Here is a 13,093-nt window from a genome sequence, read left to right on the forward strand (position 1 = left end):
CGGTATCAAACCGCCCTCATCAGCAGGGTCGCGGCGACGAGGACCGCCGCACCGCCGAACATCGAGACCGCGTAACTGCGCGCGAACCCGTTCTGCAGCTTGCGCATCCGCCCGGACAGACCGCCGACCGATGCCGCCGTCCCGTTGACGACCCCGTCGACCAGGCTGTGGTCGACGTAGACCAGGGAGCGCGTGAGGTGCTCGCCGCCGCGGACCAGGACGACGTGGTTGAAGTCGTCCTGGAGCAGGTCGCGCCGGGCGGCCCGGGTGAGCAGCGACCCGCGCGGGGCGACGGCCGGGACCGGGCGGCGGCCGTACTGCGCCCAGGCGAGCGCCACGCCGATCACCATCACGGCGACCGTGGAGATCGTGACCGTCAGGGCGCTGATCGGCGCGTGGCCGTGGTCGTGTCCGGTGATGGGCTCCAGCCAGTGCACGAAGCGGTCACCGACGCTGAAGAACGCGCCGCCGAACACCGAGCCGACGGCCAGCACGATCATCGGGATCGTCATGATCTTCGGCGACTCGTGCGGGTGGGGCGGCGTGTACGCGCCGCGAGTTTCGGCCGCGGGCTCCACGTCGGGCTTCGCGGGTGACGGCGTCGGGGCGTTGCGCCAGCGCTCCTCGCCGAAGAACGTCATCAGCATCACGCGCGTCATGTAGTACGCCGTGATGGCCGCGCCCAGCAGGGCGCAGGCGCCGAGGATCCAGCCCTCGGTGCCGCCCTTGGCGAACGCCGACTCGATGATCTTGTCCTTGGAGAAGAAGCCGGACAGCCCCGGGAAGCCGATGATGGCGAGATAGCCGAGGCCGAAGGTGACGAAGGTGACCGGCATGTACTTCCGCAGTCCGCCGTAGCGGCGCATGTCGACCTCGTCGTTCATGCCGTGCATGACGGAACCGGCGCCGAGGAACAGCCCGGCCTTGAAGAAGCCGTGCGTCACCAGGTGCATGATCGCGAAGACGTAGCCGATGGGGCCGAGGCCGGCGGCCAGCACCATGTAGCCGATCTGCGACATGGTCGAGCCGGCCAGTGCCTTCTTGATGTCGTCCTTGGCGCAACCGACGATCGCACCGAACAGCAGCGTGACCGCGCCGACGATGGTGACCACCAGCTGCGCGTCGGGCGCGCCGTTGAAGATGGCGCCGGAGCGGACGATCAGGTACACGCCCGCCGTCACCATGGTCGCGGCGTGGATGAGGGCCGAGACCGGGGTCGGGCCCTCCATCGCGTCCCCGAGCCAGGACTGCAGCGGCACCTGGGCGGACTTGCCGCAGGCGGCGAGCAGCAGCATCAGGGCGATCGCGGTCAGCTTGCCCTCGTCGGCTCCGCCTGCGAGTCCGGCCTCCCCGTGGCCGCCGAGCACCGGCCCGAAGGCGAAGGTGCCGAACCACAGGAACATCAGCATGATCGCGATGGACAGGCCCATGTCGCCGACGCGGTTGACCAGGAAGGCCTTCTTCGCGGCGGTGGCGGCGCTGGGCTTGTGCTGCCAGAAGCCGATCAGCAGGTAGGAGGCGAGACCGACGCCCTCCCAGCCGACGTACAGCAGCAGGTAGTTGTCGGCGAGGACGAGCAACAGCATCGCCGCGAGGAACAGGTTCAGGTAGCCGAAGAAGCGGCGGCGGCGTTCGTCGTGCTCCATGTACGCGACCGAGTACAGGTGGATGAGCGAGCCGACGCCGGTGATCAGCAGGACGAACGTCATCGACAACTGGTCGAGCCGGAAGGCGACGTCGGCCTGGAAGCCCTCCACCGGGATCCAGCTGAACAGGTGCTGCGTCAGGGTGCGGTCCTCGGCGCCGCTGCCGAGCATGTCGGTGAAGAGGACGACACCGATCACGAAGGACGCTGCCGCCAGCAGCGTGCCGATCCAGTGGCCGACGGCGTCCAGCCGGCGTCCGCCGCACAGCAGGACCACCGCTCCGAGCAGGGGCGCCGCCACCAGCAGCGCAATCAGATTCTCTGCGTTAGTCACGGTTCTAGCGACCCCTCACAGCTTCATCAGGCTGGCGTCGTCGACCGAGGCCGAGTGGCGGGAACGGAACAGGGACACGATGATCGCGAGCCCGACCACGACCTCCGCGGCGGCGACGACCATCGTGAAGAAGGCGATGATCTGGCCGTCGAGGTTGCCGTGCATCCGGGAGAAGGCGACGAACGCGAGGTTGCAGGCGTTGAGCATGAGCTCGATGCACATGAAGACCACGATCGCGTTGCGCCTGATCAGCACACCGGTGGCGCCGATCGTGAACAGCAGGGCCGCGAGGTAGAGGTAGTTGACGGGGTTCACTTCGGCGCCTCCTCGGACCGCTTGGAGTTGCCGGACTCGACCGCCCTGCGCTCGAGGCGCTCCTCGGACCGCTGCTCCAGCGCCTTCAGATCACCCAGCGCCTCCATCGACACGTCGCGGATCTGGCCCCGTTCGCGCAGCGTCTTGCTGACGGTGAGCTCGGACGGGGTGCCGTCGGGCAGCAGGCCCGCGATGTCGACCGCGTTGTGCCGGGCGTACACGCCGGGTGCCGGCAGCGGTGGCAGGTGCTTGCCCTCGCGGACGCGCCGCTCGGCCAGTTCGCGCTGGGTCGCCGCCCGTTCGGTGCGCTCGCGGTGGGTGAGCACCATGGCGCCGACCGCGGCCGTGATGAGCAGGGCGCCGGTGATCTCGAAGGCGAAGACGTACTTGGTGAAGATGAGGGACGCGATGCCCTCCACGTTGCCGTTCGCGTTCGCCTGGGCCAGGCCGCTGAACTCCGTGACGGACGCGTTGCCGATGCCGGCGACGAGCAGGATGCCGAAGCCGAGCCCGGACAGCAGGGCCAGCCAGCGCTGGCCCTTGATGGTCTCCTTCAGGGAGTCCGCCGCGGTGACACCGACGAGCATCACCACGAACAGGAACAGCATCATGATCGCGCCGGTGTAGACGATGATCTGCACCACGCCGAGGAAGTAGGCGCCGTTGGCGAGGTAGAACACCGCCAGGATGATCATGGTCCCGGCGAGGCAGAGCGCACTGTGCACGGCCCTCTTCATGAAGACGGTGCACAGGGCGCCGATCACCGCGACCGTGCCGAGGATCCAGAACTGGACGGCCTCTCCGGTGGAGGTGCCGGCAGCGAGAGTCGCTGCGGCGGCGAGCTGCCCGGTCATCGGCGGATCACCTCCTCCGACGCCGGTTCGGTCCCGCCGAAGGTCGAGTCGGCTTCCTGGACGACCTCTCCCTCGGAGTGGGCGACCTGCTGGACCGTCCCGGGGGCGGCCTCGGTGACCAGGCCCCGGTAGTAGTCCTGCTCGTCCATGCCCGGGTAGATGGCGTGGGGCGAGTCGACCATGCCCTCCTCCAGGCCGGCCAGCAGCTGCTCCTTGGTGAAGATGAGGTTGGCGCGGCTGGAGTCGGCCAGCTCGAACTCGTTGGTCATCGTCAGCGCGCGCGTGGGGCACGCCTCGATGCACAGGCCGCACAGGATGCAGCGGGCGTAGTTGATCTGGTAGACGCGGCCGTACCGCTCACCGGGCGAGTAGCGCTCCTCGTCGGTGTTGTCCGCGCCCTCCACGTAGATGGCGTCGGCGGGACACGCCCAGGCGCACAGCTCGCAGCCGACGCACTTCTCCAGGCCGTCCGGATGGCGGTTGAGCTGATGCCGCCCGTGGAAACGCGGAGCGGTGGTCTTCCGCTGCTCCGGGTACTGCTCGGTCAGCCGCTTCTTGAACATGGCCTTGAAGGTCACGCCGAAGCCGGCCACGGGGTTCAGGAAACCGGGGTCGGTCTCCTTGGGTTCCTCAGCCATCGGACGCCTCCTTTCCATCCGTAGATCCGCCCAGAGATCCGTCACTCTGAGTATCGGTCCCACCACTGACAATCAGCTCCCGCTCGCGGCGCGGACTGCGTCGCGGCACCGGCGGCAGCTCCTGGCCGGGCATCGGCGGTACGGGGAACCCGCCGGCCATCGGGTCGAAGGCGGCCGGCTCCGCCACGGGCTGCTCGGCCTGCTTGCCCTTCTCGCGGTACATGTCGACGACGAAGGACAGCACCAGCAGGGCCAGGACGCCGCCGGCGACGTAAAGGGCGATGTCGCTGAAGTCGTAGCCCTCGTTCCTGAGGGCCCGCACGGTCGCGACCAGCATCAGCCAGACCAGGGAGACCGGGATGAGGACCTTCCAGCCGAGCTTCATCAGCTGGTCGTAGCGGACCCGGGGGAGCGTGCCGCGCAGCCAGATGAAGAAGAACAGCAGCAACTGGACCTTGACCACGAACCAGAGCAGCGGCCACCAGCCGTGGTTGGCGCCCTCCCAGAAGGTGCTGACCGGCCACGGGGCCCGCCAGCCGCCGAGGAACAGCGTGGTGGCGACCGCCGAGACCGTCACCATGTTCACGTACTCGGCGAGCATGAACATCGCGAACTTGATCGAGGAGTACTCGGTGTTGAAGCCGCCCACCAGGTCGCCCTCGGACTCCGGCATGTCGAAGGGGGCGCGGTTGGTCTCGCCGATCATGGTGACGACGTAGAGGATGAAGGAGACCGGCAGCAGCACGATGTACCAGCGGTCGCCCTGCTGGGCGACGATCTCCGAGGTCGACATGGACCCCGAGTAGAGGAACACCGAGGCGAACGCGGCGCCCATCGCGATCTCGTAGGAGATCATCTGCGCGCAGGACCGCAGTCCGCCGAGCAGCGGGTACGTGGAGCCGGAACTCCAGCCCGCGAGCACGATGCCGTAGATGCCGACCGAGGCGACCGCCAGGATGAACAGCAGCGCGATCGGCAGGTCGGTGAGCTGCATCGCGGTGCGGTGGCCGAAGATCGAGACCTCGTTGCCGGCCGGTCCGAAGGGGATCACCGCGATCGCCATGAAGGCGGGGATGGCCGCGACGACCGGCGCGAGGACGTACACCGCCTTGTCGGCGCGCTTGACGACGACGTCTTCCTTGAGCATCAGCTTGATGCCGTCGGCGAGCGACTGGAGCATGCCCCAGGGGCCGTGCCGGTTCGGGCCGATGCGCAGCTGCATCCAGGCGACGACCTTGCGCTCCCACACGATGGCGAACAGCACGGTCACCATCAGGAAGGCGAAGCAGAACACCGCCTTGATGACGACCAGCCACCAGGGGTCGGTGCCGAACATCGAGAGGTCTTCAGCGGCGAGGTACGGGCTCATGCCTCCACCTCCTTGGGGGCCTCACCGGCGGACGTCGCCGGACCGATGCGGACGAGGGTTCCGGGCAGCACCCCGGCGTCGGAGGCGACGCCGGCGCCGGCCGAGTTCAGCGGGAGCCAGACCACCCGGTCGGGCATCTCGGTGACCTGCAGCGGGAGTTCGACGGCTCCGGCGGGGCCGGTCACGGCCAGGAGGTCGCCGTCCTTGACGCCCGCCTCGGCTGCCGTGGCGGCCGACACGCGCGCGCGTGCGGCGTGCCGGGTGCCGGCGAGCGCCTCGTCGCCCTGCTGGAGGAGGCCCTGGTCGAGCAGCAGCCGGTGCCCGGCCAGTACGGCCTCCCCGGCGGCCGGCCGCGGCAGCGCGCTCGCGGTCCCCAGCGGGTCGCCCGCCCGCGGCCCGTCCCAGGTGCCGAGCCGGTCGATCTCCGCGCGCGTGGTGCGCAGGTCCGGCAGACCCAGGTGTACGTCCATGGCGTCGGCGAGCATCTGGAGCACGCGGGCGTCGGCGGGCGCGAGGCGGCGGGTCATCTGGTCGGGCTTGAGCGCGGCCTCGAAGAACCGCACCCGGCCCTCCCAGTTCAGGAAGGTCCCGGCCTTCTCGGCGACCGCGGCGACGGGCAGGACGACATCGGCGAGCTCGGTGACCTCGCTGGGCCGCAGCTCCAGCGACACCACGAAGCCGGCCTCGGCGAGTGCCGCACGCGCGCGTGCCGGATCGGGCAGGTCGGCGACCTCCACGCCCGCCACCAGCAGGGCCTGCAGCTCTCCCCGGGCCGCGGCCTCGACGATCTCGCCGGTGTCACGGCCGTAGCGGTGCGGGAGGTCGGCCAGGCCCCAGACCGCGGCGACCTCCTCGCGCGCGCGGGCATCGGTCGCCGGTCGGCCGCCCGGCAGCAGCGACGGCAGCGCACCGGCCTCGATCGCGCCTCGCTCCCCGGCCCGGCGCGGGATCCACACCAGCCGGGCACCGGTCGCGGTGGCGGTCCGTACGGCGGAGGTGAGGCCGCCGGCCACGGCCGCCAGCCGCTCCCCGACGACGATCACGGCGCCCTCGGCGCGCAGGGCCTCGGCGGCCCGTGCCCCGTCGTCCTCCAGGCCGACGCCGCTCGCGAGGGCGTCCAGCCACTCGGTCTCGGTGCCTGGAGCGGCCGGGAGCAGGGTGCCGCCGGCCTTCTCCAGACCCCGTGTGGTGTGCGTGGCGAGCGAGAAGACCTTCTGCCCGTGCTTGCGCCAGGCCTTGCGCAGCCGCAGGAAGACGCCGGGGGCCTCCTCCTCGGCCTCGAACCCGACCAGCAGGACGGCGGGCGCCTTCTCCAGCGCGGTGTACGTGACGCCCGTACCGTCGAGGTCGCGGCCGCGTCCGGCGATCCGGGAGGCCAGGAAGTCGGCCTCCTCGGCGCTGTGCACGCGCGCGCGGAAGTCGATGTCGTTGGTGTCGAGCGCCACGCGGGCGAACTTGCTGTACGCGTAGGCGTCCTCGACGGTGAGCCGGCCGCCGGTCAGCACACCGGTCCGGCCCCGCGAGGCGAGCAGCCCCTGCGCGGCGATCTGCAGGGCCTCCGGCCAGGAGGCCGGCTCCAGGTCGCCCTCGGCGTTGCGCACCAGCGGCGTCGTCAGCCGGTCCCGCTGCTGCGCGTACCGGAAGGCGAAACGCCCCTTGTCGCAGATCCACTCCTCGTTGACCTCGGGATCGTCGGCCGCGAGACGTCGCATGACCTTGCCGCGCCGGTGGTCGGTGCGGGTCGCGCAGCCGCCGGAGCAGTGCTCGCAGACGGACGGCGAGGAGATCAGGTCGAAGGGGCGGGAGCGGAACCGGTACGCCGCCGAGGTGAGCGCGCCGACCGGGCAGATCTGGATGGTGTTGCCGGAGAAGTACGACTCGAAGGGGTCGCTCTCTCCGGTGCCGACCTGCTGGAGCGCGCCCCGCTCGATCAGCTCGATCATCGGATCGCCCGCGACCTGGTTGGAGAACCGGGTGCAGCGCGCGCACAGCACGCACCGCTCGCGGTCGAGCAGCACCTGTGTGGAGATCGGCACGGGCTTCTCGTAGGTCCGCTTCTTGCCCTCGAAGCGCGATTCGGCCTGGCCGTGCGACATCGCCTGGTTCTGCAGCGGGCACTCGCCGCCCTTGTCGCAGACCGGGCAGTCCAGCGGGTGGTTGATGAGCAGCAGCTCCATCACACCGTGCTGTGCCTTCTCGGCGACGGGCGAGGTGAGGTGGGTCTTCACCACCATCCCGTCGGTGCAGGTGATGGTGCAGGAGGCCATGGGCTTGCGCTGGCCCTCGACCTCGACGATGCACTGGCGGCAGGCGCCGGCCGGGTCGAGGAGGGGGTGGTCGCAGAACCGGGGGATCTCGATGCCGAGCTGCTCGGCGGCCCGGATGACCAGGGTGCCCTTGGGCACGCTGATCTCGACGCTGTCGATCGTCAGCGATACGAGGTCCTCGGGCGGGACCGCCGCCTCTCCCCCGCCGGAGGGAGCGCTGGTGGTCACAGTCATGCGTTCACCTCCGTACGGTGGTCGGCCCAGGCCGTCGACTTGGCCGGGTCGAAGGGACAGCCGCGGCCCGTGATGTGCTGCTCGTACTCCTCGCGGAAGTACTTGAGCGAGGAGAAGATCGGCGAGGCGGCGCCGTCGCCGAGGGCGCAGAAGGACTTGCCGTTGATGTTGTCGGCGATGTCGTTCAGCTTGTCGAGGTCGCTCATCGAGCCCTTGCCGGCCTCGATGTCGCGCAGCAGCTGGACGAGCCAGTACGTTCCCTCGCGGCACGGTGTGCACTTGCCGCAGGACTCGTGGGCGTAGAACTCGGTCCAGCGGGTGACGGCGCGCACGACGCAGGTCGTCTCGTCGAAGCACTGGAGCGCCTTGGTGCCGAGCATGGAACCGGCGGCGCCCACTCCTTCGTAGTCGAGCGGGACGTCGAGGTGCTCGTCGGTGAACATCGGCGTCGAGGAGCCGCCCGGCGTCCAGAACTTCAGCCGGTGGCCGGGGCGCATGCCGCCGCTCATGTCGAGGAGCTGGCGCAGCGTGATGCCGAGCGGGGCCTCGTACTGGCCGGGGCTCGCGACGTGACCGCTGAGGGAGTAGAGCGTGAAGCCCGGAGACTTCTCGCTGCCCATCGACCTGAACCAGTCCTTGCCCTTGTTCAGGATCGCGGGAACCGACGCGATCGATTCGACGTTATTCACCACAGTCGGGCAGGCATAGAGGCCGGCCACAGCAGGAAAGGGGGGACGGAGCCGCGGTTGACCCCGGCGGCCTTCGAGCGAGTCGAGCAGTGCGGTCTCCTCACCGCAGATGTACGCGCCCGCGCCCGCGTGCACGGTGAGAGTGAGGTCGAGTCCGCTGCCCAGGATGTTCTCGCCAAGGAAGCCGGCCGCGTAGGCCTCGCGCACGGCCTCGTGCAACCGCCGCAGCACCGGTACGACTTCACCACGCAGATAGATGAAGGCATGCGAAGACCTGATGGCGTAACACGCGATGACGATGCCCTCGATGAGGCTGTGCGGGTTCGCGAAGAGGAGCGGGATGTCCTTGCAGGTCCCCGGCTCCGACTCGTCGGCGTTGACAACTAGATAGTGAGGCTTGCCATCTCCCTGGGGAATGAACTGCCACTTCATCCCCGTCGGGAACCCCGCGCCGCCACGTCCGCGCAGACCGGAGTCCTTGACGTACGCGATCAGGTCGTCCGGCGACATCGCCAGCGCCTTGCGGAGCCCCTCGTACCCCTCGTGCCTCCGGTAGACGTCGAGAGTCCAGGACTCGTCCTCGTCCCAGAAGGCCGACAGCACGGGTGCGAGCAGCTTCTCCGGGCTGGTGCCCTTGATCTCGGCTGCCACGGTCATCACTCCCCCTCCTCGGCGGTAGGCCCTGCCGGGTTGGAAGGGTCGGATGCCGATGTGTCCTGCGGCGCGTCGTGCGAGCTCAGGTGTTCCGTCGGGGACGGGTCGTGCACGGCCCGGTCCTGCGGCGCGTCGTGCGGTCCGCCGTCCCGCGGGTGCACCACGCGCGCGGCGGGCGCCTCGCCCTTGGCCAGCTTGAGTCCGGCCAGGGAGGCGGGACCCGCGCTGCCGCCGGCCGCGACGGCGCCGTCCCGCTCGTCGGGGAAGCCCGCCAGGATCCGGGCGGTCTCCTTGAAGGTGCAGATCGGCGCACCGCGCGTGGGCGTCACCGGCCGTCCCGCGCGCAGGTCGTCGACGAGGCGTCGGACGCTCGCCGGGGTCTGGTTGTCGAAGAACTCCCAGTTGACCATCACGACCGGCGCGAAGTCGCAGGCCGCGTTGCACTCGATGTGCTCCAGGGTGACCTTGCCGTCCTCGGTGGTCTCGCCGTTGCCGACGCCGAGATGGTCCTGGAGGGACTCGAAGATCGCGTCGCCGCCCATGACCGCGCACAGCGTGTTGGTGCAGACGCCGACCTGGTAGTCGCCGCTCGGCCCGCGCCGGTACATGGTGTAGAAGGTGGCGACCGCGGTGACCTCGGCCGTGGTCAGGCCCAGCATGTCCGCGCAGAACCGCATCCCGGTGCGCGTGACGTGTCCCTCCTCGGACTGCACGAGGTGCAGCAGGGGCAGGAGGGCGGACCGGGAGTCCGGGTAGCGGGCGATGACCTCGCGCGCGTCGGTCTCCAGCCGGGCCCGGACGTCGTCCGGGTAGGCGGGCGCGGGCAGTTCCGGCATGCCCAGGCTGACGCCCCGCTCCGAAGAAGAGGTGGTCACCGGTCGACGCCTCCCATCACGGGGTCGAGGGACGCCACGGCGACGATGACGTCGGCGACCTGGCCGCCCTCGCACATCGCCGCCATGGCCTGCAGGTTGGTGAAGGACGGGTCGCGGAAGTGGACCCGGAAGGGGCGGGTGCCGCCGTCGGAGACGACGTGCACCCCGAGCTCGCCCTTGGGCGATTCCACCGCCGCGTAGGTCTGGCCCGGAGGCACGCGGAAGCCCTCGGTGACCAGCTTGAAGTGGTGGATCAGGGCCTCCATGGAGGTGCCCATGATCTTCTTGATGTGGTCGAGGGAGTTGCCCAGTCCGTCCGGTCCCAGGGCGAGCTGGGCGGGCCAGGCGATCTTCTTGTCGGCGACCATGACCGGGCCGGGCTGGAGCCGGTCCAGGCACTGCTCGACGATCCGGAGCGACTGGCGCATCTCCTCCAGCCGGATCAGGAAACGGCCGTAGGCGTCGCAGGTGTCGGCGGTCGGGACGTCGAAGTCGTACGTCTCGTAGCCGCAGTACGGCTGGGTCTTGCGCAGGTCGTGCGGCAGGCCGGTGGACCTGAGGACGGGGCCGGTGGCGCCGAGGGCCATGCAGCCGGCCAGGTCGAGGTAGCCGACGTCCTGCATGCGGGCCTTGAAGATGGGGTTCCCGGTGGCGAGCTTGTCGTACTCCGGGAGGTTTTTCTTCATCTTCTTCACGAACTCACGGATGTGGTCCACCGCCCCGGGCGGCAGATCCTGGGCGAGGCCGCCCGGGCGGATGAACGCGTGGTTCATACGCAGGCCGGTGATCAGCTCGTAGATGTCGAGAATCAGCTCACGATCGCGGAAGCCGTAGATCATGATCGTGGTGGCGCCGAGTTCCATGCCGCCGGTGGCGATGCACACCAGGTGCGAGGAGAGCCGGTTCAGCTCCATCAGCAGGACCCGGATGATCGAGGCCCGGTCCGGGATCTCGTCCTCGACGCCGAGGAGCTTCTCGACGCCCAGGCAGTACGCCGTCTCGTTGAAGAACGACGTCAGGTAGTCCATGCGCGTCACGAACGTGGTGCCCTGCGTCCAGGTCCGGTACTCGAGGTTCTTCTCGATGCCGGTGTGCAGGTAGCCGATGCCGCAGCGGGCCTCGGTGACCGTCTCGCCGTCGATCTCCAGGATCAGGCGGAGGACGCCGTGGGTGGAGGGGTGCTGCGGGCCCATGTTGACGACGATGCGCTCGTCGTCGGTGCGGGCGGCGGACTGGACGACCTCGTCCCAGTCGCCGCCGGTGACCGTGTAGACGGTGCCTTCGGTGGTCTCGCGCGCGGAGGCCGCGGACGCTGACTGTGTGCTGCTCACGAGTACGACCTCCGCTGGTCCGGAGCCGGGATCTGGGCGCCCTTGTACTCGACGGGGATGCCGCCGAGGGGGTAGTCCTTGCGCTGCGGAAAGCCCTGCCAGTCGTCCGGCATCATGATCCTCGTCAGCGCCGGATGACCGTCGAAGACGAGGCCGAAGAAGTCGTACGTCTCGCGCTCGTGCCAGTCGTTCGTCGGGTAGACGGGGACCAGTGACGGGATGTGCGGATCGCTGTCGGGCGCGCTGACTTCGAGGCGGATCAGCCGGTTGTGGGTGATCGAGCGCAGGTGGTAGACGGCGTGCAGCTCGCGGCCCTTGTCGTGCGGGTAGTGGACGCCGCTGACGCCCGTGCAGAACTCGAACCGCAGGGCCGGGTCGTCGCGCAGCGTGCGGGCGACGCGGACCAGATGCTCGCGCTCGATGTGGAAGGTCAGCTCGTCGCGGTCGACGACCGTCTTCTCGATGGCGTTGTCGGGCAGGAGTCCCTGCTCCTCGAGCGCGCCCTCGAGTTCGTCGGCGACCTCGTCGAACCACCCGCCGTAGGGCCTGCTCGCCGGCCCGGGGAGCCGGACGGAGCGGACCAGCCCGCCGTAGCCGGAGGTGTCGCCGCCGTTGTTGGCGCCGAACATGCCGCGCTGGACGCGGATCTCCTCGCCACCCTGGCCGCGCTGGCCGGGGAGGTTCTCCGCGGAGAGGTCCTTCTCCGGGTTCACCCCGTTCGCGCCGCCCGCCGCGTCGTTGGCGCCACCCGCGGCGTTGTTCGCGTCACCCGCGGCATTGTTCGCGTCACCCGCCGTGTTCTTCGCGTCGCTCACCGCAGCAGCCCCTTCATCTCGATGGTGGGCAGGGCCTTGAGCGCCGCTTCCTCCGCCTCACGGGCCGCTTCCTCGGCGTTCACCCCGAGCTTGGAGCTCTGGATCTTCTGGTGGAGCTTGAGGATGGCGTCCATCAGCATCTCGGGCCGCGGCGGGCAGCCGGGGAGATAGATGTCGACCGGGACGATGTGGTCGACGCCCTGGACGATCGCATAGTTGTTGAACATGCCGCCCGACGAGGCGCAGACCCCCATGGAGATCACCCACTTCGGGTTCGGCATCTGGTCGTAGACCTGCCGCAGCACCGGCGCCATCTTCTGGCTGACCCGGCCCGCGACGATCATCAGGTCGGCCTGCCGCGGTGACCCGCGGAAGACCTCCATGCCGAAGCGCGCCAGGTCGTAGCGGCCGGCGCCGGTGGTCATCATCTCGATGGCACAGCAGGCGAGGCCGAAGGTGGCGGGGAAGACGGACGACTTGCGTACCCAGCCCGCGGCCTGCTCGACGGTGGTCAGCAGGAAGCCGCTCGGCAGTTTTTCTTCGAGTCCCATGTCAAAGGCCCCTCAGTCCCATTCCAGGCCGCCGCGCCGCCATACGTACGCGTACGCGACGAAGACGGTGAGCACGAAGAGCAGCATCTCCACGAGCCCGAAAATCCCCAGGGCGTCGAAGGTGACGGCCCAGGGGTAGAGGAAGACGATCTCGATATCGAAGATGATGAAGAGCATCGCCGTCAGGTAGTACTTGATGGGGAAGCGCCCGCCGCCGGCCGGCGTGGGGGTCGGCTCGATGCCGCACTCGTAGGCCTCGAGCTTCGCCCGGTTGTACCGCTTCGGACCGATCAGCGTGGCCATGACCACGGAGAAGATCGCAAAGCCTGCCCCGAGGGCTCCCAGTACGAGGATGGGCGCATACGCGTTCACCGCTCCTCGCTCCTCTCAGTCGGCATTGACTGCATGGGCTCCCCCCTGGTCGAGCGAAGCCGAGACCGGGGAGGTTGCATCGGACTCACCACCGCCCCAGCAACCCCACGAGCCCCGCTCGTCCCGGCGAAGATCGCGAACATGTGAAGC

At 69.5% G+C, this 13,093-nt stretch carries 12 protein-coding genes; all 12 read right to left on the reverse strand.

Annotated elements, in window-relative coordinates:
* Window positions 1-5: 5 nt before the first annotated feature.
* Window positions 6-1,979 (reverse strand): NADH-quinone oxidoreductase subunit L, encoded by a 1,974-nt coding sequence (gene nuoL / locus ACP4J0_RS18985; protein ID WP_426599851.1) that lies wholly within the window; start codon window positions 1,977-1,979, stop codon window positions 6-8.
* Between the two features lie 15 nt (window positions 1,980-1,994).
* Window positions 1,995-2,294: an NADH-quinone oxidoreductase subunit NuoK gene (nuoK, locus tag ACP4J0_RS18990; protein ID WP_003974374.1), complete on the reverse strand. Its 300-nt coding sequence runs from the start codon at window positions 2,292-2,294 to the stop codon at window positions 1,995-1,997.
* On the reverse strand, window positions 2,291-3,148 hold the full coding sequence (locus ACP4J0_RS18995) for an NADH-quinone oxidoreductase subunit J (RefSeq protein WP_426599852.1): 858 nt from the start codon (window positions 3,146-3,148) through the stop codon (window positions 2,291-2,293). Before ACP4J0_RS18995 ends, nuoK begins: the two co-directional genes overlap by 4 nt.
* Window positions 3,145-3,786, reverse strand: coding sequence for an NADH-quinone oxidoreductase subunit NuoI (nuoI, locus tag ACP4J0_RS19000; protein ID WP_426599853.1), 642 nt, complete (start codon window positions 3,784-3,786; stop codon window positions 3,145-3,147). The genes ACP4J0_RS18995 and nuoI overlap by 4 nt, the downstream gene beginning before the upstream one ends.
* A complete protein-coding gene (nuoH, locus tag ACP4J0_RS19005) occupies window positions 3,779-5,155 on the reverse strand; it encodes an NADH-quinone oxidoreductase subunit NuoH (RefSeq protein WP_426599854.1) in 1,377 nt (458 codons plus the stop codon). The genes nuoI and nuoH overlap by 8 nt, the downstream gene beginning before the upstream one ends.
* On the reverse strand, window positions 5,152-7,656 hold the full coding sequence (locus tag ACP4J0_RS19010; RefSeq protein ID WP_426599855.1) for an NADH-quinone oxidoreductase subunit G: 2,505 nt from the start codon (window positions 7,654-7,656) through the stop codon (window positions 5,152-5,154). The genes nuoH and ACP4J0_RS19010 overlap by 4 nt, the downstream gene beginning before the upstream one ends.
* Complete coding sequence (gene nuoF, locus ACP4J0_RS19015) at window positions 7,653-9,005, reverse strand: NADH-quinone oxidoreductase subunit NuoF (RefSeq protein WP_426599856.1); 1,353 nt, start codon at window positions 9,003-9,005, stop codon at window positions 7,653-7,655. Before nuoF ends, ACP4J0_RS19010 begins: the two co-directional genes overlap by 4 nt.
* Window positions 9,002-9,874, reverse strand: coding sequence for an NADH-quinone oxidoreductase subunit NuoE (gene nuoE / locus ACP4J0_RS19020; protein ID WP_426599857.1), 873 nt, complete (start codon window positions 9,872-9,874; stop codon window positions 9,002-9,004). The genes nuoF and nuoE overlap by 4 nt, the downstream gene beginning before the upstream one ends.
* Window positions 9,871-11,205 carry an NADH-quinone oxidoreductase subunit D gene (locus ACP4J0_RS19025; RefSeq protein ID WP_426599858.1) on the reverse strand — a complete coding sequence of 445 codons (1,335 nt, stop codon included), beginning with the start codon at window positions 11,203-11,205 and terminating at the stop codon, window positions 9,871-9,873. Before ACP4J0_RS19025 ends, nuoE begins: the two co-directional genes overlap by 4 nt.
* Window positions 11,202-11,918: an NADH-quinone oxidoreductase subunit C gene (locus tag ACP4J0_RS19030; RefSeq protein ID WP_426599933.1), complete on the reverse strand. Its 717-nt coding sequence runs from the start codon at window positions 11,916-11,918 to the stop codon at window positions 11,202-11,204. The genes ACP4J0_RS19025 and ACP4J0_RS19030 overlap by 4 nt, the downstream gene beginning before the upstream one ends.
* A gap of 98 nt (window positions 11,919-12,016) precedes the next feature.
* Window positions 12,017-12,571, reverse strand: coding sequence for a NuoB/complex I 20 kDa subunit family protein (locus ACP4J0_RS19035; RefSeq protein ID WP_018528252.1), 555 nt, complete (start codon window positions 12,569-12,571; stop codon window positions 12,017-12,019).
* Between the two features lie 12 nt (window positions 12,572-12,583).
* Window positions 12,584-12,943, reverse strand: coding sequence for an NADH-quinone oxidoreductase subunit A (locus ACP4J0_RS19040; protein ID WP_003974383.1), 360 nt, complete (start codon window positions 12,941-12,943; stop codon window positions 12,584-12,586).
* Window positions 12,944-13,093 lie beyond the last annotated feature (150 nt).

Source organism: Streptomyces sp. WG7, from assembly GCF_049975785.1.
Lineage (GTDB): Bacteria > Actinomycetota > Actinomycetes > Streptomycetales > Streptomycetaceae > Streptomyces.